Annotated in this window: 18 protein-coding genes; 4 read left to right on the top strand and 14 right to left on the bottom strand. The window is 54.7% G+C overall.

The annotated features are described in order from the left end of the window. Window positions 1–69 precede the first annotated feature (69 nt). The 7 genes from QZ303_RS07625 to QZ303_RS07595 form a co-directional block, all read right to left on the bottom strand. Window positions 70–1,686 carry a glycosyl hydrolase family 18 protein gene (locus QZ303_RS07625; protein ID WP_295731318.1) on the bottom strand — a complete coding sequence of 539 codons (1,617 nt, stop codon included), beginning with the start codon at window positions 1,684–1,686 and terminating at the stop codon, window positions 70–72. A gap of 48 nt (window positions 1,687–1,734) precedes the next feature. Further along, entirely contained in the window at window positions 1,735–3,030 is a 1,296-nt protein-coding gene (locus QZ303_RS07620) for a DUF1735 and LamG domain-containing protein (protein WP_295731315.1), read from the bottom strand. A gap of 24 nt (window positions 3,031–3,054) precedes the next feature. Next, window positions 3,055–3,921, bottom strand: coding sequence for a glycoside hydrolase family 18 (locus QZ303_RS07615; RefSeq protein WP_295731313.1), 867 nt, complete (start codon window positions 3,919–3,921; stop codon window positions 3,055–3,057). A 22-nt stretch (window positions 3,922–3,943) separates the two neighbouring features. Then, window positions 3,944–5,554 (bottom strand): SusD/RagB family nutrient-binding outer membrane lipoprotein, encoded by a 1,611-nt coding sequence (locus QZ303_RS07610; RefSeq protein WP_295731311.1) that lies wholly within the window; start codon window positions 5,552–5,554, stop codon window positions 3,944–3,946. 10 nt (window positions 5,555–5,564) lie between these two features. Beyond that, window positions 5,565–8,933: a TonB-dependent receptor gene (locus QZ303_RS07605; RefSeq protein WP_295731309.1), complete on the bottom strand. Its 3,369-nt coding sequence runs from the start codon at window positions 8,931–8,933 to the stop codon at window positions 5,565–5,567. A gap of 244 nt (window positions 8,934–9,177) precedes the next feature. Further along, window positions 9,178–10,164, bottom strand: a complete 987-nt coding sequence (locus QZ303_RS07600; RefSeq protein ID WP_295731307.1) for a FecR family protein — start codon at window positions 10,162–10,164, stop codon at window positions 9,178–9,180. Window positions 10,165–10,226: 62 nt separating this feature from the next. After that, on the bottom strand, window positions 10,227–10,781 hold the full coding sequence (locus QZ303_RS07595) for an RNA polymerase sigma-70 factor (RefSeq protein ID WP_295731305.1): 555 nt from the start codon (window positions 10,779–10,781) through the stop codon (window positions 10,227–10,229). Window positions 10,782–10,898: 117 nt separating this feature from the next. Between QZ303_RS07595 and QZ303_RS07590 the strand changes: the two genes are divergently transcribed. The 4 genes from QZ303_RS07590 to QZ303_RS07575 all read left to right on the top strand — a co-directional run bounded on the left by QZ303_RS07590 (window position 10,899) and on the right by QZ303_RS07575 (window position 16,113). After that, window positions 10,899–11,693 (top strand): protein kinase, encoded by a 795-nt coding sequence (locus tag QZ303_RS07590; protein ID WP_295731303.1) that lies wholly within the window; start codon window positions 10,899–10,901, stop codon window positions 11,691–11,693. A gap of 19 nt (window positions 11,694–11,712) precedes the next feature. Then, complete coding sequence (locus tag QZ303_RS07585; protein WP_295731301.1) at window positions 11,713–12,840, top strand: N-acetyltransferase; 1,128 nt, start codon at window positions 11,713–11,715, stop codon at window positions 12,838–12,840. A 65-nt stretch (window positions 12,841–12,905) separates the two neighbouring features. Further along, window positions 12,906–13,289, top strand: coding sequence for a TonB family protein (locus QZ303_RS07580; RefSeq protein ID WP_295731299.1), 384 nt, complete (start codon window positions 12,906–12,908; stop codon window positions 13,287–13,289). Window positions 13,290–13,380: 91 nt separating this feature from the next. After that, entirely contained in the window at window positions 13,381–16,113 is a 2,733-nt protein-coding gene (locus QZ303_RS07575) for an AAA domain-containing protein (protein WP_295731297.1), read from the top strand. Window positions 16,114–16,286: 173 nt separating this feature from the next. Here the strand turns inward: QZ303_RS07575 and era are convergent, their stop codons facing one another. The 7 genes from era to QZ303_RS07540 all read right to left on the bottom strand — a co-directional run bounded on the left by era (window position 16,287) and on the right by QZ303_RS07540 (window position 24,089). Continuing rightward, window positions 16,287–17,177, bottom strand: coding sequence for a GTPase Era (era, locus tag QZ303_RS07570; protein ID WP_295731295.1), 891 nt, complete (start codon window positions 17,175–17,177; stop codon window positions 16,287–16,289). Between the two features lie 154 nt (window positions 17,178–17,331). Continuing rightward, window positions 17,332–18,420 (bottom strand): mannose-1-phosphate guanylyltransferase, encoded by a 1,089-nt coding sequence (locus QZ303_RS07565; protein ID WP_295731293.1) that lies wholly within the window; start codon window positions 18,418–18,420, stop codon window positions 17,332–17,334. A gap of 43 nt (window positions 18,421–18,463) precedes the next feature. Further along, window positions 18,464–19,528 (bottom strand): MBL fold metallo-hydrolase, encoded by a 1,065-nt coding sequence (locus QZ303_RS07560; RefSeq protein ID WP_295731291.1) that lies wholly within the window; start codon window positions 19,526–19,528, stop codon window positions 18,464–18,466. A 29-nt stretch (window positions 19,529–19,557) separates the two neighbouring features. Then, the gene (locus QZ303_RS07555; protein WP_295731289.1) at window positions 19,558–20,268 is read right to left on the bottom strand and encodes an SAM-dependent methyltransferase; all 711 of its coding nucleotides are present in this window, start codon (window positions 20,266–20,268) and stop codon (window positions 19,558–19,560) included. Then, the gene (ftsZ, locus tag QZ303_RS07550; protein ID WP_295731287.1) at window positions 20,268–21,671 is read right to left on the bottom strand and encodes a cell division protein FtsZ; all 1,404 of its coding nucleotides are present in this window, start codon (window positions 21,669–21,671) and stop codon (window positions 20,268–20,270) included. Before ftsZ ends, QZ303_RS07555 begins: the two co-directional genes overlap by 1 nt. 45 nt (window positions 21,672–21,716) lie before the next feature. Further along, complete coding sequence (ftsA, locus tag QZ303_RS07545) at window positions 21,717–23,048, bottom strand: cell division protein FtsA (protein ID WP_295731284.1); 1,332 nt, start codon at window positions 23,046–23,048, stop codon at window positions 21,717–21,719. Window positions 23,049–23,099: 51 nt separating this feature from the next. Beyond that, complete coding sequence (locus QZ303_RS07540) at window positions 23,100–24,089, bottom strand: hypothetical protein (protein ID WP_295731282.1); 990 nt, start codon at window positions 24,087–24,089, stop codon at window positions 23,100–23,102. Window positions 24,090–24,106 lie beyond the last annotated feature (17 nt).

Below are 24,106 nucleotides of genomic sequence, written 5' to 3'. Positions count from 1 at the left end.
GGCATCCACCTCCCCGAGAATTAAAACAGCGTGAGTACCTATAATATAAGTTACCCGATAATATATGAATTACCAGTCTTTCTTGAAGGCGTAATATGTCCAAACCAACTTAGTCGGCTTTACCATAGTCATGACCATGAATGAAAAATCTTCCGGCATCGGGAACTTGGCCATCATTCCTATATTCCATGGCTCATTCCACATAGACTCTTTTCCATAGTCGTAATCACTTACTATCACGTCTGTCCCGGAAAGCTTGTCAAAACGTGTGCCTGCCATAAACGGGCCTAACACACCTTCTCCCATCACCAGAGCCTCCTGTTCTTCATTCGACATATGGACAATATCACGCATGAATATCGTTCCATATCTCTTCTCCGGCATTCCGGCCAATGCGCGCGACGTGGGACTCGGTTCATAAGGAGCTATGTAATCTTCAAGCGAACTCCAGGCATAATCCAGATAATCACCAACCGATATTCCATCCTGCGGATCGCAAAGCGCCTCGGTAGTCTCACGGGTATCTACAAGGGTAAGCAGCTTATCGGGCATAGCTCCTTTGAGCGACTTAATAAGCCTGGCATAAGCCATTCCGGAAACAGCGGGAGAGCCCTCAATGTCATATCCGGCACTCTCATCCCAAAGATTCACACCATCAATGTCATACAAATCCACAACTGTCTTTACCTGCGCCGTGAAATCGGCTATCTGCTCGTCCGACATATTGGCAAATCCGATACCGGTCCCTCCACCCTTTATAGCGATACACACTTTTATGCCGTCGCGCTGTATCGGATAAAGGTAACGCAGCCGATTCTTGAGCACATATTCCAGATCGGGATTGAGGAACAGTTTGACATGTCCGTTGCCATCCTTCTTAATATATGAGGTACGTATGTTCACTATATCCAATAGTTTGCCATAATATAACTTTACGTCCTCGCCGGTGTTGAAATCACTGTGGGTGACATCAATCATAAATTGAGTGGCAATCAGCGGATTCATCGTCTCCATATCAATATACGCGATGTTAACCGTGGGTTTCTCCCCTACGAGATAATCAATCCCGGCGGCAACCGAACAGATGTAAGGCAATTCTGTAATCAGTTCGCCCGACTCCGTATCCGTAGCCTGTATAGGGAACATATATGCGTCGTTTACCATCATACCCTGTCCGTTAAATTCGAGCTTTACGGCATCCGATGTCGTTTGTCCGGCCTTGATCGTGACGATACATTCGCCATCGCCGTTTAACGACAGATTATTCCCAAGCCCACCTGACCCGGTCAATGTCTGGCATTCCATATAATGTTCCTTATTGAAAGGAATCGTTATAGACTGACCATAATAATAATCTCCTCCGGCATATAGAGGATTCATGCCTATGCGGAAAGTCCTGTCTTTATCGGCAGCCTCTGGGAGTATAAGCCGTACTTCATCGGTATATTTAAGTTCCGACGGATCGAGACCTGTCTGTTCGGGACTGCCTATTCGGAACAATATCATATCGCCTCCCGGATAGTTCTTACTATCCAAATGGCCTTTGGACGAAATGACTTCCTCGGTCGCTGTCGACTTGTCGTGGGCGGTGTCGGGATTTACCACCATAGCGTCCTCGTCGCAGGCCGTGAGGGCCAGGGCGCACAGCATGGCGGCGGGTATGAAATGTTTTATTGAGATTTTCATGACTTTTCAAATGTTAAAGTTTTGAACATAAGCTTTCCCATGGTCGACTTACTCCCATGACAGCTTCGGCACTTCCACCCCGGCAGGCCAGAGGTCGGCCTCGGAGCGCGGATACTGTGCGGTATGGTTCTGGTCGGTCCAGTATGCTACCACCTGCCCGTCGTTGCCGTGACCGGTCTTGTCGTGGATTACCGTGCCCGCCCCCTCGTCAAACTTCCAGTAGGCTCTCAGCGACGGCTGCGCCTGCGGGTCGGGGATATCATACATGTATTGCCTTATCTGGTCGAGGGTGCGCGCCTCGCTCCATATACGCGCCTCGCAGATGTCGCCGTCAAACATACGGCTCGGGTCGTGGCTGTCGCCGTAGGAACGTCCGAAGTAGAACACGAAGTCGCCGCTGTTGTCAAACTCGTTGCGCGGCGCGCGGTCGGCGAGGTTCAGCTCCGTGATGTCGCTCTTCCCGTGGCCGGCGGCCTCGCTCTGCAGCTCGCCGTCGACATAGAAGCGGATCGTGGCCGCAGCGAGATCCCATGTGAGCGCCACGTGGTACCACTGTCCGGCGTTGAGGGTCTTTGCCTGGGTGGCTTCGGGGAACTTACCGAATGTAGTCTGGGTCTGCAGCTGGCTGTTGGGGAACTGCACGTCGCCGAAACGGATCAGGAAGTACTGCTCGATGCCCATCACGGATGATATCGTCTCCTGGAACGAGTTGGCCCTGACGATACACTCCATGGTGACCGCCGAGAGGTGGTTGACGACGTCGCCCGTAGGGCTGTCCTTGACGAATCCGGGAATCTTGACATAGCAGTTCCTTAGGTTGAGGGCGGTGGTGATCGCCGAGGAGCGGCGCACGAGGTAGTACATGACGCGCGAGCCACCCATCACCTCCACGCCGTCGGCGCCGCCGATGGCAAGCGGGCATATGTAGGTGGCATCAATCTCAAGCTCGTCGAGCCGGGAGAAGCTTATCGCCACCTGCTCGGAGGTAGTGCGCCCTGCGGGTATCGTCACGGAGGACTTCTCCAGGGAGTAGTGGGAGGCGGGGAGCACGGGATAGTCGGTGCCGTTGCGGGCGTTGTAACCGGAGGCGAGCGAAGGGTCGACGGCGAGGGTCACTGTCGTGGGCGCTCCCGAGGGGTATGTCAGCTTCACGGAGAAGGTCTTTGTCTGGTCGGTGACCTTGCGGTTGAAGGTGAAAGTCTCGGATGTCTTTGTTGCCGCCACGTCGAGATAGGCCGCGTTGTCGAACGGCGACTTCTCGGAGTAGTCCTCGTTGTCGCACGCCACGATCATCAGCAGCGCCACCGCCGGGGCCAGGCATCTATATAACGGATATTTCTTCATAGCTGGAAGGTATGGGTATGATGGTTAATTGTGGCGTGCGGGGTTGAGCAGCTGTATGCCGCCGCGCAGGCGCTTGTAGATGATGTCGGCGTCGTAGTAGTCGGCACCGACGTTGTTGACGGCGAAGCCGGCGAGTCCTCCGGCGGTCACGTTGGCCGCATATGCCGCGCCGGCGAGGGAGTTGCGTGTCACTCCGTCGGCGTCGGTGATCGATGCGCCGGGGACCACCCCGAGGAGAATCTTCCCGGCGGGAATGCCTGCGTAGGCCACGGAGTAGCGCACGGCGGTCTCGATGTCGTAGGAGTCCTTTGCCGCCGACGCGTCGATTATGAACCAGTCGAATGCGTCGCAGGCCGATGCGGGGAGGAGCGAGGGCGTGCCCTCGAAGAGGAGAACTCCCGGAAGTCCGGAGACGAGAGCCGCCATGTCGTCGGGCACGGATGTCGCCGAGGCGAGCACCATCCCGTCGAACGCTCCGGAGCGCACGGCGGCGGCAGCGTCGGCCACGGCCTGCGCTCCCTTGGCTGCATCGACCCGGTAGAGCACGCGGGTGGCGTAGTCGGCGCGCACGAACGTCATGTCGGCCACATCGGCTGCGGAGAGCCGGTCGGCGTTGCGCATGGCCACGAGGTCGAGCGAATCCGGCAGGGAGCGCAGGAAGTCGCGTTCGCTGACGGAACGGTCGGGAGCGTTGTCGAGACAGGCGTAGGCGATCCTGTGGGCCGATGCCTTGAATTCGCGCAGCCCCCTTGTGTAGTCGGCGTATCCCTGCGGATCCTGCTCGGGGCGCGAGGTGACATGGCTGTCGTGGATCTCCATGTCGGTCCAGTCGGAGCATGATGCGGCGCCCAGGGCGATCATGGAGGCTGATATTATAGATATTATCTTCATTTTTTCTGATGGATTAGAGGGTTTACTGCAATGAATGGTCCTTCACGTCCCACCACAGGCGCGTGCCGGCGGCATCGGGTCCGCCGAGCATCTGTACGGCCTCGACGATGTAGCGCGGGTTGTCGCTGTACTCGTCGGAGGGATAAGGGAGTCGGCGCGCACCGATGGCCGTATCGACGCTGTTCTGCGGATCCTTGTTCTCGACCGAGGGGAACAGGCGCGGGTAGCCGGTGCGGCGGTGTTCGGCCCAAGCCTCAAGGCCGAGCGGGAATATCGCTATCCACTTCTGGGTGATGATACGCTCAAGGTTGCGCTCGAAGTTGGCGTCGCCAGGCTCCCAGGCTATGGTGATCGTGCTGACGGCCTTGTGGCTGTACTTGATGTCGCCCTTGTCCATGGGGTTTACATAGTCGGCGGGCACCTTAACGGCGTCGCGGGCGTAGGCGTCGGCCCCGGAGGCCCCGCGCTCGTCAAACGAGAGCTTTATCCCCTGCTCGTAGAGGGCCTGGGGGTCACCACCCATGCTCCATCCGCGCAGCGCGCCCTCGGCACGCAGGAACGCCACCTCTGCGGCGTTCATCCACAGGTAGGGGTCGGTCGATGATATCACCTGCTTGGAGTAGAGGTTGATCATGTCGTCCTTCTTCTGTGTGAATATGCCGATGCGCACACCGTAGTAATCGCTGACCTGGCTCTGGACGCCCTTGTCGTCGGTGACGGTGTTGACACCCTTGACAAACATCTTCTCCAGGCGCGGGTCGGAGTAACCGCCCATGATCGATACGATGTCGGCCGAGATGCGGTAGTCACACCAGTCATTGAACATCAGCGCGGAGCGGTTTTCGGCCACGTGGAGCATAGCGTTGTCGTCGTTGGAGAGGATGACTCCGGCAGCCACGGCCTTCTCGGCGGCAGTGCGTGCGGCATCGGGCTTCACGTAGGCCATGCGCATGGCTATGCGCAGCTGCATGGAGTGGACGAAGCGGCGCCACTTGGAGATGTTGCCGTAGTAGAGGTCCTCAAGCTTGCGGAACGCCTCGGCTGAGAGGTGCTCGTTGTCGGCGAGCACTGCGTCGGCCTCGTCAAGCTCGGCGAGCATGGCGGTGTAGACCTGCTCCTGCGAGTCGTAGGACACGGAAAGGTCCTCGCCGGAGTTGTCGTCGCCCATCATGCGCGAGTAGGGTATCGGGCCGTATATGTCGGTGACGCGGTGCATGGCGCAGACCCTCAGGATCTTGCCCAGGGCGAGGGCCACGGGGTCGTCGGTCTTTGCGAGCATGTCGCGGTACTGCGGGTAGAGCTTCTTGATGGGGTCGGCGAAGGGGGCGCGCAGCCATCCCTGCTCGGGGTTGAAAGTGGAGAACTTCATCACCCATGTGTCGACGATGCCTTCCATGTAGCCGCCGTACGAACCGCCGACCATGGCATCCATGAACTGGTAGAGGTGTTCCTGTGTGGGCACCACCAACCCCTGCATGCCTTTGAGCGAAGCGCCTACGATATGGTTCTCGCGCTGCATCTCGTCGGCGTCGGCCTCATACATGCTGCGGTTCACGTCGTCGTCGAAGCAACCCGCGAGGGGGAGCGTCAGCAGCGACAGGAGTATCGCGGGAATTTTATATATGTATCTCATTGCTATCGTATTAGAAGTTAACTTTGATGTTGAATCCGATGTTGCGCGTGCTCGGCATCATGAAGTAGTCGATACCCTGATAGTAGTTGCCCGTGGTGGCCACGGCCTCGGGGTCGAATGGTGCCTTGCAGTAGATCATCCAGAGGTTCTTGCCCACTACGGAGAGGGTCACGTCGCAGACACCGCCGAGCCAGCGCCGGGGCACTGTGTAGCCGATGCTTGCCTCCTGAAGGCGCACGTTTGTGGCCGAATACGTATAGTAGGTGGGGAGTCCGCTCTGGGAGGCCACCACACCGTAGAAGCTCTGGGGGTCGACAAGGCTGCGTCCGTTGACGAGGACACCGCCGGCGTCGCGTGCGGCTGCCGATGTCTCCGACACTCCGTAGAGGTCGAGGTAGGCCTGTGTGGCCGAGTAGACGATGCCGCCGAGGCGCGCTGTCACGAGGAAGCCAAGGTTGATTCCCTTCCAGCGGAGGTTGTTGTTCCAGGCGAGGTTGGCCTTGGGGAACACGCTTCCGAGCTTTATGTCGCCCGCGTTGTCGACGGCGGTGACATTGCCGGCGTCATCGACGAGAATGTTGCCGTTGATGTCGCGCTTGAGATCGGCGTGGGTGTAAAGGTCGCCGAGCGTACCGCCCTCCTTGAGGATGAACTTGGCCTTACCGAATCCTCGGCCGTCGCTTGTGTTGAGTTCGAGGCGGTCGATGTTGTAGACCTTCCCGGTCTCGGGGTGCACGTAGTTGTGGACAAGCTCCTTGATCTTGTTGCGGTTGGCGGAGAAGGTGAAACTTGTGTCCCAAAAGAGTCCGCCCCAGTCGTGGGAGTAGGCGAGCATCAGCTCCACGCCGTAGTTGCGCACGGAGCCTGTCTGCACGTAGAGCTTGTCGTAGCCCGACGAAACGGGGAGGCGCGGGTCGAAGGTCTGGTTCTTTGTGGTGGCGTAGTAGAACGATGCCCCGAGCCTGAAGTCGTTGAAGAGTGCCGCGTCGACACCTACCTCCCATGAGTCGGTGCGCTCGGGGTAGAGCTTGCCGATGGGGTAGTTGGTCTGCGATGACCAGTCCTGCTTGGTGGCGTCGTAGGTGTAGGTCGGGCATGTGAGGAACTTGGGATAGGGGTTGCCCACGGAGCTGTAGGACCCGCGCACCTTTAAGTAGCCTACCCAGTGGGGAAGCTGCACCATCTCGTTGATGACAGCCGAGAGGCCCACGGAGGGGTAGAAGAATGATGACTGCGGAGAGTTGACGAGCTGCGAGGCCCAGTCGTTGCGTCCGGTGAGTGTGAGGTAGAGCATGCTGCGCCATCCGATTTCGGCGCTTGCGAACACTGATTCGGTGACTTCATGCCAGCCGTACTGTGTGGCGCGCTTCTTTGCGTTGTCGAGGTCGAACACGTTGAAGAGGTTGGGGATGCCGGTGTCGCGTATCGGGCCGGCATATCCAAATTCCTTCGATGTCACGCGCGAGTAGCTCGTGCCTATGTTGGCGAATATCGAGAAGTCGGCCACTCGCTTGTCGATGTTGACGAGAAAGTCGGCGTAGGTCTGCGAGTAGGAGCTGTTGGTGACGGTGTAATGTCCCTGTGTGCTTCCGTCGGTGAGCGTGGTGCTTGTGCTGGCATAGAGCTTTGCCTCATACTCGTTGGAGGTGTTGTCTATGCGCACGCGTCCGCGCAGGTTGAGCCAGTCGAGAACCTGGTAGCTGAGTCCGACCGTGCCCATGTATCGCTTCTTGTTGTTCTCGCGCAGGTTGCGGTAGGCTATCCAGTAGGGGTTCTGCATGCGAAGGTCGCCCTCGCCCTGGGGCCAGAACTGGACGGGTATCTTGCGTGCATCGTCCCAGCGCTCGAAGTTCTTCACAACGGAGAAGTCATCGCCGCGCGGGAAGAGGTAGGCCGGTACGAGGGGGTTGGAGTACTGGCCCTGGTTGGTCATGTTACGGTCGTTCTGCAGGATATAGCTTGCGGAGGCGTCGAGCTGCATCCTGTCGTCGAGGAACAATGTGGTGTTGCGAAAGGTGAAGTTGTAGCGGTTGTAACGGTTGTTCGGGACGAGACCGTCGGAGTTGACGGCAGCGGCCGAGAAGAACGATTGGTTCTTTTCCGTGCCCGTCGAGAGGGTGATGGCGTTGGAGTAGACGGCGCCGGTCTGGAAGAAGTCGTCAGGTGTGTAGCCTGTGCGTGCGGCAGCGTTGAGCGGCCGTCCCCAGCTGTAGATGGTGGAGTTGCCCTCCTTGCCGTTGCTACCTGTGCCGTAGCGGTTCTGGAAGTCGGGCATCTTGAAGGGCTTCAGCCACTCTATGCCTGACGAGACGGTGAGGGCGAGCTTTCCGACATGGCCTTTGCGTGTGGTGATGACCACTGCACCGTTGGCGGCGTTGCTGCCGTAGAGGGCGGCAGCGGCGGCTCCGGTGAGCACGGATATGCTCTCGATGTCCTCGGGGTTGATGTCGGCGATGGCTTCGGTAGTGCCTTTCGAGCCGAACTCGGTGTCGCCGCCTCCGCCGAAGTTATACATCGGCACGCCGTCGATGACGTAGAGTGCGTTGCTGCTCTGCTCGATAGATTTCGCACCGCGCATCACCACACGGCTCGCGCCGCCTATGCCCGACGAGCTGGTGTTGATGTTGACACCTGCCACCTTGCCGTTGAGGGAGTTGACGAAGTTGGCGTCCTTGATGGTGGTGATGTCATCGGCGCTGACCTGCTGTACGTTGTAGCTCAGGGCTTTCTGCTCGCGCTTGATGCCGAGGGCGGTGACCACCACGTCGCTGAGCACCTGAGAGTCGCCCGCAAGGCTTATGCGGTAGGTGTCGGCAGAGCCTACTTTCACTTTTTTGGAAGCGTAGCCCACGTAGCTCACGGTGATCACTCCACGCGCGGGAGCGTCGATTGTGAAGTTGCCTTCAGCATCGGTGATTGTGCCGACGGAAGTGCCGTCGACCCTGACGGTGGCGCCGATGAGCGGTTCACCCTCCTCGTCGAGGACGCTGCCATGAATGCGGCGTGTGCCGGTGGCTGCAGCCTTCTCGGCGTTCTTGTCCTCGGGCACGATTACCACGTATTCACCCTCCTTGCGGTAGGTGTAGCCTGTGCCTTTAAGGATTTCAGACAGGGATGTCTCCAATGAAGCATTGTCAAGCGAGAGGTTTATGTGCGGCCTGTCGCCGAGACGCGACTCGTTGAAGCCGACTGAGAGTCCGGACTGCTTGCCTACCTCTCTGAGGGCGTCGATCACGGAGATGTCGTTGCTCTTTATTGTGATGCTCACCGCACCGGAGCGTGCGAAAGCCGCTGCGGAGCATAGCAGGAAGCACAAAAAGAGCATGCCGAGCCGGCGAAAGGCGCCTCTTTTTACTGATTTTTTATAAATTTGCTGCATCTTCTTGATGTTAGTTTAGGTATAAGGTTGATTCTGTGACGGGGAAGCCTGTATGCTCCCTCCCGATGCGCTTTACCACGCTGACTGAAAGAATGATTTCAAATCCGGGGGAAGGTGGATGCTTCTCCCGGAGATTTTTTTACATAAGCCTGTGATGATGTCCTCCATGATCGGGTTTATAGGTATTGTTAACTTGTATAAGGGTGCGCGCCTCGCCGACGGAGGGGTGCGCGCAGTGGTATTGTCATTGTCGGGATATAAGGTAGCACCGGTCGTCCTCTATGCGATAGTCGAGGTCGCCCATGACCAGGGCAGTTATCGACATCACCTCCTCGAACGAGGCATCAGGCCCGAAGGTGAGGTTGAACCTGTCGTGCTTGAGGCTGTGGGGGCTGTAGACGAAAGTGTATGGGAATCGGCGTCCGAGGCGTGTGAATATCTCGTCGGGGGTGAGGCTGCGGAACACTATCTCCCCGCGCTGCCAGGCGGTGACATCGTTCATGTCGGGGAAGTTGACGGCGGAGGTGCGTGTGCGCTTGTTGTAGACGAGCTGCTGGTTGGGGTGAAGCACCTGGCTCGACCGCAGTTCGTCGTACTCGACGAGCACCTTGCCTGAGAGGAGGGTGGTGACGACCTCCTCGACTTCGGGATATGCCGCGACGTTGAACTCTGTGCCGAGCGCCGTCACCTGCATGTCGGCAGACTTCACGATGAAGGGATGGTCGGCGTCAGGGACCACCTTGAAGTCAGCCTCGCCGATGAGATACACGCAACGGGTGTCGCCGGTGAACTCTGAGGGATAGAGCAGCGTGCTTTGGGCATTGACGAGCACCCTTGATCCATCGGGGAGGGTGATATCGGATGTCTCGGCCTTGGGAATGTAGGCCTGTAGGAGATTGTCGGAGCGCTTCTCGCCGAGCAGCATGTAGACCGAAATGGTGGAGACGGCGAGCATGATGGCCGCAGCCATGCTCATCCAGGCCATGCGGCGGCGCATGCGCCGCATGCCGGTACGGGCGCCGATGCCGGTGAGCCGGCGCATGCGGTCGAGCGATTGTGAAAATCCCGGGGTGGAAAGGCCGTCGACCGATGTCCACAGCGACGACAGCTCGCGATCCTTCTCGTCGGCGTGCTCGTCGGCGATGAGCCATGAACGGAAGTCGCGGTCGAAGTCGCCCGTGTAGTCGTGCCGCACATAGCGGCTGATCACCTCGTGTATATAATTTTTCACAATGGTTTAGTTATGCTTGGTTAAAAAGCGTTCACATATAAACCATCCCCGAGATGTGCGGACTACGGAAAGATACGGAATATTATAACAAAAATTAACAATTTGCGCAATTCCGCCAGCGTCCGGTAGATGTTGTCCTCGACTGTGCGCAGCGGCATCTGCATCCTGTCGGCAATCTCCTTGTTTGACAATCCGTCGAAACGGCTCATCTCGAACACGCGCCTGCGCCGTTCGGGTATGCGCGAGAGGGCCATGTTGAGCAGCATCAGCTTCTCCTTGTAGTAGATATCCTCCAGGGGGAAGGCGCATCCCTCCTCGCTAAGCTCTCCGATCAGCTTCGACGACATCACCTTCTCCTCGAATTCACGCTCGACTTTCTGATGCTTGAAGAGCTTGAATATCTCGTTGCGCGTCATGGTATAGAGGTAGCCGGTCATGGCTTCCGGGTCCTGCCACAGCTCGGGACGTATCCACAACTTCATGAATATGCTCTGTGATATGTCCTCGGCATCTTGTTCAGACTTGGTCAGGAGCTTGGCGAAGTTCTTGACACGCGGAAAGTTAGCGGTATAGAACGCTTCGAAGAGAGCATCAAGGTCTTTGTCTGGTTTTTCCATAATGACGGTAGAGATGTGCGCCAAAGTTATACATTATTTGTGATTGGCAAGCCAAAGGGGAGGAAATTTAGCAGCCCATCGCATATATTTTCAATATAATCCGTAACTTTGCCGTATATGAGCACGAAACAGCCTCAACAGCAAATCCCGCCACAAGACATCGAGGCCGGCAAGCCGTCGGCCACGGAGAAATGGACCGAGATAACCCTCCTTCCCGAATGGGAGGAGGAGTACTACCTTGTCTATACGGCAAAGAAGTATGGCCGCTGGGTGATGCTCAAGACCTTGAAGCCGGAGTATGCCGAGCAGCCCGAATTCCGCCGGATGCTGGAGAAGGAATTTGACGTGCGCTACAACCTCGCCCATCCCAACATTGTGATGATCAACGACCTGGAGGAAGTGCCCACGCTGGGGCGGTGTATCATCACCGACGATGTCTACGGCGACTCGCTGCGCAAGCTTATAGACGAGGACCGCGTCACCCCCGAAATCCTCGAGAAGCTCCAGCATGAGCTGGTCGATGCCATAGACTACATCCAGAGCAACCATATCGTGCACCACCCCATCCGCCCTGAGACCATCTACTTCACCGAAAACGTCGGCAACCTGAAGCTTATCGACGTGGGGTTCGACCAGCGGCGTCACCTTGAACCTGCCGACGCATCGGAGGACATCTACCGCTACGGGTGCGTGCTCGACGAGGTGCTCGACCATGTGCCGGCCAAGCTGCCGGAGCTGCGCAAGATAGCACGCCGCTGCAAGGATCCGGATCCAAAGAAGCGTTTCCGCGACGTGCAGGATCTGCACCTCGCTTTCGAGCGGCGCAACAGCAACCAGGTGTACGTTTTCCTTATCATTTTCCTGCTGGCGATGATATGCCTGCTCACATGGCTCAACCTAACACGCCAGTAAATCCCCCACCCCGACAGGTATGATTGAAATCCGCGAAATAAAGCCTGTAAAGGCAGAACTCACCCGCTACACCCAGTTTCCCATCGACCTCTACAAAGGGAATTCCTACTATGTTCCGCCGCTGGTAAGCGACGACGTGGACACTCTAACGCCGTCGAAAAATCCGGCATTCGACTTCTGCGACGCCAAGTCGTGGATGGCCTGGCGCGACGGCAAGCCCGTGGGCCGCATCACCGGCATCATCAACCGGCAGGTCAACGAGCGCACGGGAAAGCGCGACGTGCGCTTCGGATTTCTCGACTTCATCGACGACGACGAGGTGGTCGACCGCCTGTTTGACACGCTCGCCGAGTGGGGACGCTCGCAAGGGATGGACTCGATGGTAGGGCCGCTCGGGTTCACCGACCTCGACCATGAGGGTATGCTCACCTACGGATTCGACGAGATGGGGACGATGGCCACCATATACAACCATCCATACTATCCGCGCCACATGCGCCGCATGGGATTTTCCGAGGATGTGGAATGGGTCGAATACCGCATATCCGTGCCCGACAAAGTGCCGGAGCAGCTACAGCGCGTGGCCGATATAGTGCGCCGCAAGTACGGATTGCGCACCGTCAAGTACACCTCGGGCAAGAAGATAAAGGCCGACTACGGGGAGGCCCTGTTTGAACTCATCAACGAGGCCTACGACAAACTCTACGGCTATTCACCGCTCACAAAACGCCAGATCGAATACTACATCGACATCTACCTGCCCATACTCAAACTCGAATACGTGAGCCTGATAGTAGACAAGGACGACAAGCTTGTGGGCGTAGGCATATCGCTCCCCTCCATGTCGCGCGCGTTGCAGAAGAGCCGCGGACGGCTCTTCCCTACCGGGTGGTATCACTTGCTGAAAGCTATGTATCGTCAGAACGACGTGGTCGACCTGCTGTTGGTGGGTGTCTCGCCGGAATACCAGAGCAAGGGGGTCAACTCGCTGCTGTTCACCGACCTGCTCCCGACCTATATAAAAAACCGTGTGCGCTGGGCAGAGACCAATCCCGAACTCGCAGGTAACGAAAACGTGCAGCAACAGTGGAAATTCTTCGACCGCCGTCTCCACCGCCGCCGCGTTGCCTTCCGCCGTCCCCTCTGATCTTTCATATATCCACCATAAAATTCTCCCCATGAAGCGCATCATCGTAACATTGATATGCACGTTTGGTTTTACGTGTCTATCTTCTGCCATCACCACTCGAAAGTATCGTACAAGAACAGACAGCCGATACAGAAAAAGTCTATACCGCAGTCGAGCAGATGCCAAATTTTCCCGGTGGTGAGGCGGAACTGATGAAATATATCAGCGATAATATCAAATATCCCGCCGAAATCGAGATGCAAGGTCGCGTCGTGGTTAAGTTTGTGGTAACCAAGACCGGCAAAGTCGTCGAAGTGGAAGTTGTGCGTGGCAGGCATCCGCTGTTTGACGCGGAGGCTGTGCGTGTAATCAAGACTCTCCCCGACTTCATTCCCGGCAAAATGAACGGCAAGCCCGTCAATGTCTGGTATACTCTCCCAGTCTCCTTCAAGCTGACCGGCAAATGACTCCAGTCATCCGACCTGTTCGGCATCATTTACGTAACCTTATTTTCATTGATGACACCTGTTCTTGCTGAAACCTTCGTCCATTAACATTATGGAACTAACCCAAAATCTCATAATTATAGATGGAGTAAACAAAACATCTCAGATTGAGGCTATTGAGCACCGAGGGGACTTCTACGTTGTCAAATTCAAAAATTCGACAAAAGCATATAATTACAGGCCAGAGAAAATCGTATGGTTGCGGAATCCTGTCGCCTTGAATATCAGCGCCGATACCCATATTTATATTAACGGACAAAAAAAGTCCGATATCGAATCCATGACAGTATTTGCCACTCGTGGCAGAAAATACTATGCCATTAGATACGGCAATGGATTTGTCCGGCAATGTGATGAAACTGAGGTGGAGATCCATACCTCATGTCTATCAGAAAAAGCTGCGGATATATTCTCCTATTTTAAGCAATGTGCAGGAATAAACAGGCTCGGAATTGATGAAGGCGAAGCCGGTTCGTCGGGGATACTGAAATCAATCTATTCAAATATTGATTTTATAGATTCCTCTACCGCGGCCTCCCCGTATCTGAATCCCGCGGAAGGACTAAATAGCAATACATTCGACAGGATTATTTTTCCATTCGGATGCAATGCAAGTCAGTGTAACGCAGTCAAAGCAGCGCTACTTAATCAAGTCAGCGTCATTCAAGGGCCTCCGGGGACAGGCAAAACACAAACCATACTCAATATCATAGCCAACCTGCTCATCTCAAATAAATCCGTGTTGGTTGTCTCAAATAATAATTCTGCAATTCAGAATGTCTTTATAAAACTCGATAAAGAAGGACTCGGATTTTTGGTAGCACCTTTAGGGAGAAAAGAAAACAAGGAACTTTTCATTGCAAATCAGCCTCAACTGAATCCAGAATTGTCATTCTGGCAAAAGGCTTCTGAAGAGTTGGAACGTGCGTTTAATATGGTCTCAGAGAACCTTAATAATATTGAAAGTGTCTTTAAGGACCAAGAAAGACTCGCATTATGCAGACAGGAGCTTGCTGATGTTGAAATTGAACAATATCATTTCGCACAGGAACATGATAACATTGATGTCCCACGCCCGTCAATTAACTCCGAAAAGATTCTGAAACTATTGGATAATCTTCATAAATTAGCTACATCCTCCTGCGGCGGAAGAACCGGATTCGCAGGACAATTTAATGCATTTCTTAAAAGGGCATATCTAAAGCTTCAGTTAAGATGGAGATTAAAAATTAAAACGGATCTTTCAAAGGATTCTATATCAGATATTATAAACCGCACCGAATTAGCATTTTACCAACAACGCATCGGAGAGATTAAGTCAGATATTGAAAATCTTGAATCAAATCTTGCCGATGTGGACGCCAAGGCTGTCATGAAGTCGCTGACTGATGAATCAATGAGTATTCTTAAAGCGATTTTATCCCGACGATACAACAGAGAACGCTGTCCCATAAAATCGATAGGCGAATTATACCTTAATGGAGACCGGGTTATAAAAGACTATCCAGTAGTGCTGAGTACTACCTTCTCGGCAAAGACATGCTTTAAACCGGACACATTATTTGATTATGTAATAATGGATGAAGCATCGCAGGTGTCTGTAGAAACCGGGCTACTCGCCTTATCTTGTGCGAAAAACGCTGTGATAGTTGGCGATAGACAGCAGTTGCCTAATGTCATCAAAGATGAAGATAAGGTAGTGCTCAAAGATTTTATAAAGATTGCCGACATACCCGAGTGCTATGACAGTGCCGAACATAGCTTCTTAAGTTCTATTATCGCAACCCTGCCAAACGCTCCGGAGACACTTCTGAGAGAACATTACCGGTGCCATCCCGATATAATAAATTTCTGCAATCAGAAGTTCTACGGCGGAAATCTCATCATAATGACTCAAAGACATGGAGGAGACACCCCATTATCGGCTATAGTGACCGCCGAAGGGCATCATTCGAGGGGACATTACAATCAAAGAGAGATTGACACAGTAAAACTGGAGCTGTTACCTCAATTGGATAATCGTGACGATATCGGTATAATATCTCCGTATAATGACCAGGTCGCACAATTCAAGATTCAGTTACCGGAGATAGAAGCAGCTACTATCCACAAATATCAAGGTCGTGAGAAAAGCGTTATCATCCTAAGCGTTACGGATGACAAAATAACGAATTTTGCAGATAATGCCAATATGCTGAATGTGGCTGTATCAAGAGCAAAAGACAGATTCTGCCTCGTAGTATCAGGAAACCCACAAGAGCTAAAAGGCAATATTCATGATTTATTGGGGTATATACGATATCGTCATGGAGCGATAGTCCAAAGCAATCTGCATTCAATCTTCGACTATCTGTTTTCCCGTATTTCAGAATATCGGCGCAATCAAGAAGCAATCTCTGAATTCGAATCAGAAAATCTTACATTTGAACTTATCAACAAAATCCGGTTATCAACACCGGAGCTATCCCATATCAAAACATTATGCCATTATCCTTTGCACAACTTGATTCGCGACAAGTCCAAACTTTCTGAACGCGAGGCAAAATATGCCTCACACCCGTCAACTCACATTGACTTTCTGATAATAAACCGGGTAAGCAAAGAACCTATATTGGCTATAGAAACCGACGGATACAACTATCATAATGAGAAATCTAAGCAATTCCACCGAGATCGACTAAAAGATCACATTCTTGAAATATATAATATTCCTCTTCTTCGCATCTCTACCATCGGCCATAGTGAAGAAATGCGCATAACTGAGGCATTATTACGTTCTCGATAAGAACGCTTTTAATAAAATCAGAATCACTTTTACTACACTAAATAATAAAGCGACGATGTGCTGAATCAACGCACATCGTCGCTTATGTATTGTATATATTTTGCGCTCCGGATAATGCCGGAAATTGAGGAGGTAATCGGAGGAGCATGCAGGCCGGGGCGACCCAGACGGGACTATTCGATGTAGCCGAAGGCGCGGAGCTTGTTGTCACGGTTGCGCCAGTCTTTCTCAACCTTGACAAACAGCTCAAGGTAGACATGCTTGCCGAAGAATGTCTCGATGTCCTTGCGTGCCTGTGTGCCGATCTTCTTCAGCATCAAGCCACCTTTGCCTATGATTATGCCCTTCTGGGAGTCACGCTCAACATAGATCACGGCCATGATGTGTATGCCGTCCTCCTTCTCGTCGAACTTCTCCACAACTACCTCCACCGAATAGGGCACCTCCTTGTCAAGGTTGAGCAGCAGCTTCTCGCGTATGATTTCAGTGACGAAGAAACGTGCCGGCTTGTCGGTGAGCGCGTCCTTGCCGAAATATGGAGGCGCCACCGGGAGCAGCTCCACGATTCGGGCCATCAGAGTGTCGGTATTGAAATGCAATTTTGCCGACGTAGGGAATACCTCGGCGTTGGGCAGCAGTTCCTTCCACCTTGCCACTGTCGACTCCAGATCCTCCTGCCCCTTTAGCAGGTCGATTTTGTTGATTACCAGCAGCACGGGCACCTTCTCCTTGGCAACCTTTGCCAGAAAGTCGGCGTTTTTAGTTGGATCCTCCACTACGTCGGTCACATATAGCAGCACATCGGCATCGGTCAGCGCCCCTTCCGAAAACTCACGCATGGCTTCCTGCATCTTGTAGTTGGGCTTCAGCACACCGGGAGTATCGGAAAACACTATCTGATAATCGTCGGTGTTGACGATGCCCATAATGCGATGGCGTGTGGTCTGCGCCTTCTGGGTGATTATCGATATACGCTCACCCACAAGATCGTTCATAAGGGTTGATTTACCTACGTTGGGATTACCTACGATGTTGACGAATCCCGATTTATGATTTTCGTTCATAATGGTCATGAATTTTGGTTGTACACTACCTTATAACATATGCCGCACGCGATAGGTTGACAGAGCAACGCGCACGCACCCCCATATCGTCGGGCTTACAGAGAGCGCCGGGGCTTGCAGCATTGCCCACCGGCGCTCTCCGTAAGAGACAATCTTAGAGGTACTTCTCTTCGTAGGCAAGCTTCACGTCGTTGACATAGAGCTTTATGTGCTGTTCTTCCGACTTCGGACATATCAGGAGCACGTCGCCGGCATCGGCCACGATATAATCGTGCAGGCCGTTGACCACTACAAGCTTCTCACCCTTGACGGCGAAGATATTGCCCTCGGAATTGTAGGCAAGCACCCGGCAGTTCTGCGTCACGTTCTGCTCGCGGTTCTTGGGCGAATTGTCGTAGAGCGAGCTCCATGTGCCGAGGTCGTTCCATCCGAAATCGACACACTCCACGTAGACATTTCCTGCGCGCTCCATCACGGCGTAGTCGATCGATATGTTGACGCATCCCGGGAACTCGCGCTCGATGAACCCGCGCTCACGTTCGGTGCCGAAGTCTGCGGCACCCCGGTCGAATGTCGTCATGAGGTCCGGGGCATGTTTCTGCAATGCCGCGAGTATTGACCGTGCCGACCAAAGGAATATGCCGGAATTCCAGAAGAATTCACCGCTCTCCACAAACACCTTGGCAAGCTCGAGGTCGGGTTTCTCGGTAAATGTCTTGACCTTCAGGATTCCGTCGGTGCCATCTACAGGCTGTCCGATCTGAATGTATCCGTAGCCGGTCTCGGGGCGCGTCGGCTTTATGCCGAGGGTCAGGAGCGCGTCGTTGGCCTCGACAAACCGGAATCCCCGATCTATGGCGTTGACAAACTCAAGTTCGCGGGTGATAAGATGGTCGCTCGGGGTCACTATCATCGAGGCCTGCGGATCGATGGCATGAATATGGCTTGCGGCCCATGCTATGCAAGGTGCCGTATTGCGGCGTGCAGGCTCAAGGAGTATCTGATGCTCGGCCAGTTCGGGAAGCTGTTCGCGCACGAGCGGAGCATAGCGGTCATTGGTAACTATGATTACGTGCTCTTTATCGACGAGAGGCAGTATGCGGTCGTAGGACATCTGCAGCAGCGAACGGCCCGTACCGAAGAAGTCGATAAACTGCTTGGGCCTGTCGGCGCGGCTGTATGGCCAGAACCTGGAGCCGATGCCTCCGCACATAATCACGCAATAACGATGTGGATTACTCATATGGATGGGTGTTTTATGGGAAAATGAGATAAGTAATTCTGTTTTACCGGTCGATGCCGTCACGCCTCGGAGGCCGGAACGAGTAGAAGCGCGACTCACCTATGCGCGGAAGCGCCACAAGCTGGATGTCGGCCGCGAGGTCGTCCGGAGTATCGTTGCCGGCTCCGACCTTGAGACCTATCGATTCCAATGCCGCACGCGACTCGGCGACCGCCTTCTCCGGAGTATTGTTCTCCTGCGACAGATGGCATAGAAACACATTCTTTAGCCGAGGAGTGTAGATTTCGGCCAGATAGCGTGCTGTCACGTTGTTGTCCATGTGGCCGTTGTCTGTCTGTATGCGCGCTTTCAGGTATTCCGGATAGGATCCCGCGCGCAGCATGCCGAGATCGTAGTTGGATTCAATCACGAGGTAGTCGGTCATGCGCATATAGTGGTCGACGCGCGGTGATATGCACCCCAGGTCGGTAGCCACTGTCAGCGCGCGGTCGTCGTGCTGTATGTAGAATCCGGCATTGTCGGTGCCGTCATGCATCGTCTCGAATGCCGTTATGGTAAAGTTCCCTATGGTGAAAGGAATCTCCTTGTAGATGGCCACATGGTAATCCTTCAGGCGGCGCGACACACTGTGGCGGCGCATTATTCCGCTCAGGGCACGCGGAGTACAGTAAAGGGCCATATGGCGGTTCTTGCGGAGAAGCGTATAGACGCAGCGCATGTGATCGCTGTGGTCATGGGTTATGCATATCCCCTTGATATGCTGCATGCTTATACCATGGCGGCGCAACGTGTCGGTCACAGAAGGGGCGTCCACTCCGGCATCCACCAGAAATCCGCACTGCGAGTCGCCTATATAACAGCAATTACCGGATGAGCCGGATCCTAACGACATGAACCGTATGCGGTTGGGCACGGGGCTGGCCACGACAGGGCCAAAGGGACTATCGGAAGGCGCTATGCGCGGATATGACGGGAAACCGCCCTCAAGACGGGTGGCATGGCGCGCTATGATGTCGGACCGGACAGGCTGCGGAACATACGTCATCTCCTCCCGGTCATCGAACAGGCCGGGAAAATCAGGAGTGGGGTATTTCATGCGTTTTGCCATAAGTGTGTAGTCTCTTGATGCGCGTACCGTCAGACATCCTTGTACAGAAGGAATATCGTGGGAATCTTGTCGTAATTATAGTTTGCCGACACCCACTCCGAAATCGGACGCGTGATTATCGACTGGCGCGGCCCGGTGATGTCGGACGCCACGCACAGGAGCATATGCCCGGGCAGGGAGGTGGTTAGCTCACGTATGAGGCGGTTATTGCGATACGGTGTCTCGATGAATATCTGCGTCTGGGAATTGCGCATGACACGCTGCTGCATTTCGCGCATAGCTGCTGCACGCTTTGGCGCTTCAATCGGCAGATAGCCAAGAAAAGCGAAATTCTGGCCGTTGAAGCCGGAACCCATCAGTCCCATCAATATGCTCGACGGGCCGACGAGAGGAACCACCTCCACGCCGTGGCGCTGCGCCAGAGCCACCATGTCGGCTCCCGGATCGGCAACGCCGGGACATCCGGCTTCGGAAATCACACCGCAGTCCGCACCGTCGATTACCGGAGCGAGCAGCCCGGCCACCTCCTCACGCGGAGTGTGCTCGTTCAGCTCCACGATGGTAAGCGAATCGATATCTATGCTACGGTCGCACGCCTTGAGGAAACGGCGCGCCGAACGGAGATTCTCGACCACGAAATACCTGAGCGACCGCACTACCTCCACATTTGTGGCGGGGAGCACGCTTTCAGGAGCGACATCCGACAGCGGGACCGGTATCAGATACAGCTTGCCGGACATCAAAAATGGATTGTACGGTTCGACGTCGGCTGGACTGTATGTCCCGCGCCCTGGGGGTTATCCGCGCCGGGCAATGCCGTAACGCCGGCAGTGTTCCGGGCCATCACGGCAGCCGCTACCGAACCGGGATTGGCGGCTTTACGGCCGATCTCGCGAATATCGTTGGCGGTGTTGGCATTGCGGTTGTAAGCAGGACTTTTCTCGAAGGCCTCGATGAATCGCTCGTCATCCATCTGCGATGGTGTCATCACAATGAAGCGCGCCTTCACCTTCTGCGCCTCTATGTCGGCCACAGCCTTGTCGCCATACTCCTTGCGCAGACGTTCGCTCGCATCGGCGGTATTCTTGTTCTCGCTGAATCCGATTGTCTCTTTCTTCTTGCTGCCGAAGAAGCCCGAATGGGTATCCTTCGTGTCGTTTACCGTAATCTCGAAGCCGGTGGCAAGAATTGTCATCTTCACACGATTTTCAAGAGTGCGGTCGTAGTACATACCCCAGATGATGTCGACATCCGTGTCGATCGAGCTTATGAACGAGGTAAGCTCGTCGGTCTCCTCCATCTTGAAGTCAGTGTCGGGGTTGATGTAGATGTTGAATAGCAACTTCTTGGATGACAACACGTCGCGGTTCTTCAGGAGCGGGGAATTGAGTGCGTCCTGTATGGCCTTGGTGACACGGTTCTCGCCCTCGCCATAGCCGGTCGATATGATTGCCGCTCCACCGTTGCGCAAGGTAGTGTCGACATCGTTGAAGTCAAGACGTATGTGCACATCCTCCCAGGTAATCAGCTCCGCGATCGAGCGGGCGGCGGTAGTGAGGGTGTCATCGGCCTTGCCGAAAGCGTTGATCACGTTGAGGTCGGGATATATCTCGTTGAGACGCTGATTGTTGATAATGAGCATCGCATCGACATACTTGCTCATCTCCTCGGCACCCTCAAGCGCTTTCAGAATCTTTTTTGTGCCTTCGAAGAGGAACGGTATGGTGACAATGCCTATGGTAAGGAGACCGCGTTCACGCGCTATGCGCGCCACCACGGGCGACGCTCCCGTGCCGGTGCCTCCACCCATACCTGCGGTGATGAACACCATCTTGGTCTTGTCGTTGAATATCTCGGCAATCTTGTCGGCACTCTCTTCGGCGGCCGCACGCGCCACATCGGGCTTGTTGCCGGCCCCCAGACCGTTGCCTATCTGCACCTTGGTAGGTACGGGCGACTGCATGAGCGCCTTGCGGTCGGTGTTGAGCACAACGAACGATACATGCTTGATGTCCTGGCGGAACATGTGGCTCACAGCATTATTGCCGCCGCCGCCCACGCCAAGCACCTTTATGATTACATCTTCATCTTCGCCGGTGGAGAATCCGGCATCATATGCATTGGGTATGTCTTGGATTGTCATATCTCGTTAATGATCATTGGATGAAAGTGATGGTGCGGACGGATGTCACTCGTCGCTGTCGTCAGGCTCCTGAAACCATTTGCTCAACCGGCCCATAAATTTGTCGACCGCGGAACCACCCTTCTCTTTTTCCTTGTTCTTCTTCTTGTCGCGTCCTTTCCGGGGAAGGTGTCCGGGTCCGTCGTCATCGTCATCCTCTCCTGAAGGCACTGCCATGGAAACCGGTTCCGGCAATTCCGTGCATTCCTGTGGCGCACGGGCGGCCGCGTTGAGGATCGATATGACATCGAGGGTGTCGATACGCTGCAGACGCGGATCGGCCACACGTATGCTGCCCGGAAGGCCCCCGAGGCGCACCTTGACGCTACCCGGCTGCTGTATGAGCTGTGCGAATCCGCGCAGATGAGTGCCGCCGCCGACAAGGATTATGCCTCCCGGAAGGTCATTGGGCAGGGAATAGCCTGCATATTTGGGTTGTTCGAGGATATTGGCGGCAATCTCCCCGGCACGGGCACGGACATAGTTGTTGACCTCGGCGGCATCCCCGTCGAAGTCGTGCTTGCGGTTGACGGAGATGTCGGTCGAGGATGCATCTCCGATATTGCGCTTGATTTCCTCGGCTTTCTCTTCAGTGTATCCGAGGGTCATTATGTCACGTGTGATGCAGCGAGAGCCTACAGGGAGCGTAGCGAAATATTTCAGGAACCCGTTTTTATAGACGCTCACCGTAGTGGTCTCCGCCCCGAAATCGACGAGCATGCAGCCGAGCTTCTTCTCGTCTGAGGTGAGCACCAGGTCGGCAAGCGCGTTCTGCCTCACGAATATCCCCTTTATGGCAATCTGCTGGCGGTCGGATATGGCACGGATCAGATTACGGTGCATAAGCGGGCGACATGTGACGAGGTTGAAGTCTGCGCGAATCTCGCGGCCGAAAGACCCTCTCGGATTGGTGCTCTCCAGATTATCCACCACGAACTGGCTCGGAAGCACTTCCACTACGGTGCGGTCGGAAAAACCCTGTACGCGGGCCTCGTCGGTGAGCTGACGGAGCACGTCGGCTGTTATCTCGGTCTCATCGTTGTAGATGCGTTCCACCTGTGCCGGCGAACCCATCGTGGAGCGGCCACCGAGAGCCGCATACACAGCCTTAATCTTACGTGGATGTATTGTCTGATGATTCTCAAGCTTCAGTTTCAGTTTGTTGATTCGGTTGCTTACTTCCTCTACGTTCTGAATGCCGCCGTAGCGCACGGCGTCGATGGCGCATTCCTCTTCGACTCCGAGCACCGACAGCGTGCCGGACTCGTCGACCATGCCGACGGCGGCACGTATGTGGGAACTCCCTATTTCGATTGCTGCTATATATGTGGGTTCCATATCTTGGAATGTGGTTTTTAAAGTTTCGTCAGGTGAGGAGTGTATGACGGCTTATGAGTTCTTGTTATTTTTCCGTTTGCTTTTCAATGACTTGTCCGGCTGATGCTTTTTCGGAGCGGCATGCGGCCGGTCGATGGTGAGTTTCGGACGGCCCGTAGTGTCGCCCACAGCTGCGAGCGTCTTTGCCGCCACGGTCTTTATCGACTGGTTGTCGGATATGAGCACCGAGTCGCCTACGAGCATCGTACCCACATCGGGCGCTTCACGCTCGGCCTCGAAATCGACGGCACTTATGGCCGAGTGAAGTTTCTTGACCCTTTTGGTGGCTACGATCTGTCCTTTCCATTTAACCGATAAAGTGTCATAAAAGTTCCAGCCTTTTACAGGAAGAATCTCAAGATAGGCACGGCGTATGCGTTTGAACTTGTCGGAAAGGTCGTTGAGGTCACCGATGTTTATCACATGCCCGTGAATCATGGGTACGAGAATGACGTTGGTCGGCCCGTCTACTTTCACACACGTGACAAGCGCCGACCATGCAGGGTCGGCATTGATGTAGCGCAGCAACGGAAGCAGATCTACGGCGTTAAGCGTGGAGTCGAAGCGCCCGTACACTATCGGAGCGTCGGTATGATAGCGCGCAGTGGCCGATATGCGTTTGCCGTTTTTGTTGATGTAATACGACTTGTCGCCCTCAAACACCCTCGCCACGGGAAGCATCGGCGTGACCTCGATGTTTACCGTGCCGTCGGTCATTTTCGTGCACACCGCCCGCTCGATCTTGTCTATACCGTTGAGAAGGCGTTGCATGCTGTCGGTATCTATGGCCGAAAGACGGCGCTTCGACGGGTTCTTCGCCATAGGGCCAAGCTCATGGGCGACCTCGCGTGCCGTGACGAAATGCGATCCCTGGGAGTCATCGACCTCTATGTGGAATCCGCGGCACATCATCTCGCCGGCACGGCTGTGCGACCACGACACGGCCACCACCACGTAGGCGAGCAGGAGCAGGGATATTATGCAGCGAACAATCTTTTTCATCAGGCCAGATGCTCTTG

Origin of the sequence: uncultured Muribaculum sp., assembly GCF_910583865.1 — a bacterium.
Classification (GTDB): domain Bacteria; phylum Bacteroidota; class Bacteroidia; order Bacteroidales; family Muribaculaceae; genus Muribaculum.
This window is presented reverse-complemented; position numbering and strand designations above follow the sequence as displayed.

Coding starts and splice junctions, on each gene's coding strand:
- QZ303_RS07560 (WP_295731291.1), bottom strand. CDS start 19,528: ATGGCAAAACGCATGAAATACCCCACTCCTGATTTTCCCGGCCTGTTC.
- QZ303_RS07585 (WP_295731301.1), top strand. CDS start 11,713: ATGATTGAAATCCGCGAAATAAAGCCTGTAAAGGCAGAACTCACCCGC.
- era (WP_295731295.1), bottom strand. CDS start 17,177: ATGAACGAAAATCATAAATCGGGATTCGTCAACATCGTAGGTAATCCC.
- QZ303_RS07605 (WP_295731309.1), bottom strand. CDS start 8,933: ATGCAGCAAATTTATAAAAAATCAGTAAAAAGAGGCGCCTTTCGCCGG.
- QZ303_RS07595 (WP_295731305.1), bottom strand. CDS start 10,781: ATGGAAAAACCAGACAAAGACCTTGATGCTCTCTTCGAAGCGTTCTAT.
- QZ303_RS07610 (WP_295731311.1), bottom strand. CDS start 5,554: ATGAGATACATATATAAAATTCCCGCGATACTCCTGTCGCTGCTGACG.
- QZ303_RS07540 (WP_295731282.1), bottom strand. CDS start 24,089: ATGAAAAAGATTGTTCGCTGCATAATATCCCTGCTCCTGCTCGCCTAC.
- QZ303_RS07555 (WP_295731289.1), bottom strand. CDS start 20,268: ATGTCCGGCAAGCTGTATCTGATACCGGTCCCGCTGTCGGATGTCGCT.
- ftsZ (WP_295731287.1), bottom strand. CDS start 21,671: ATGACAATCCAAGACATACCCAATGCATATGATGCCGGATTCTCCACC.
- QZ303_RS07565 (WP_295731293.1), bottom strand. CDS start 18,420: ATGAGTAATCCACATCGTTATTGCGTGATTATGTGCGGAGGCATCGGC.
- QZ303_RS07615 (WP_295731313.1), bottom strand. CDS start 3,921: ATGAAGATAATATCTATAATATCAGCCTCCATGATCGCCCTGGGCGCC.
- QZ303_RS07590 (WP_295731303.1), top strand. CDS start 10,899: ATGAGCACGAAACAGCCTCAACAGCAAATCCCGCCACAAGACATCGAG.
- QZ303_RS07575 (WP_295731297.1), top strand. CDS start 13,381: ATGGAACTAACCCAAAATCTCATAATTATAGATGGAGTAAACAAAACA.
- QZ303_RS07620 (WP_295731315.1), bottom strand. CDS start 3,030: ATGAAGAAATATCCGTTATATAGATGCCTGGCCCCGGCGGTGGCGCTG.
- ftsA (WP_295731284.1), bottom strand. CDS start 23,048: ATGGAACCCACATATATAGCAGCAATCGAAATAGGGAGTTCCCACATA.
- QZ303_RS07625 (WP_295731318.1), bottom strand. CDS start 1,686: ATGAAAATCTCAATAAAACATTTCATACCCGCCGCCATGCTGTGCGCC.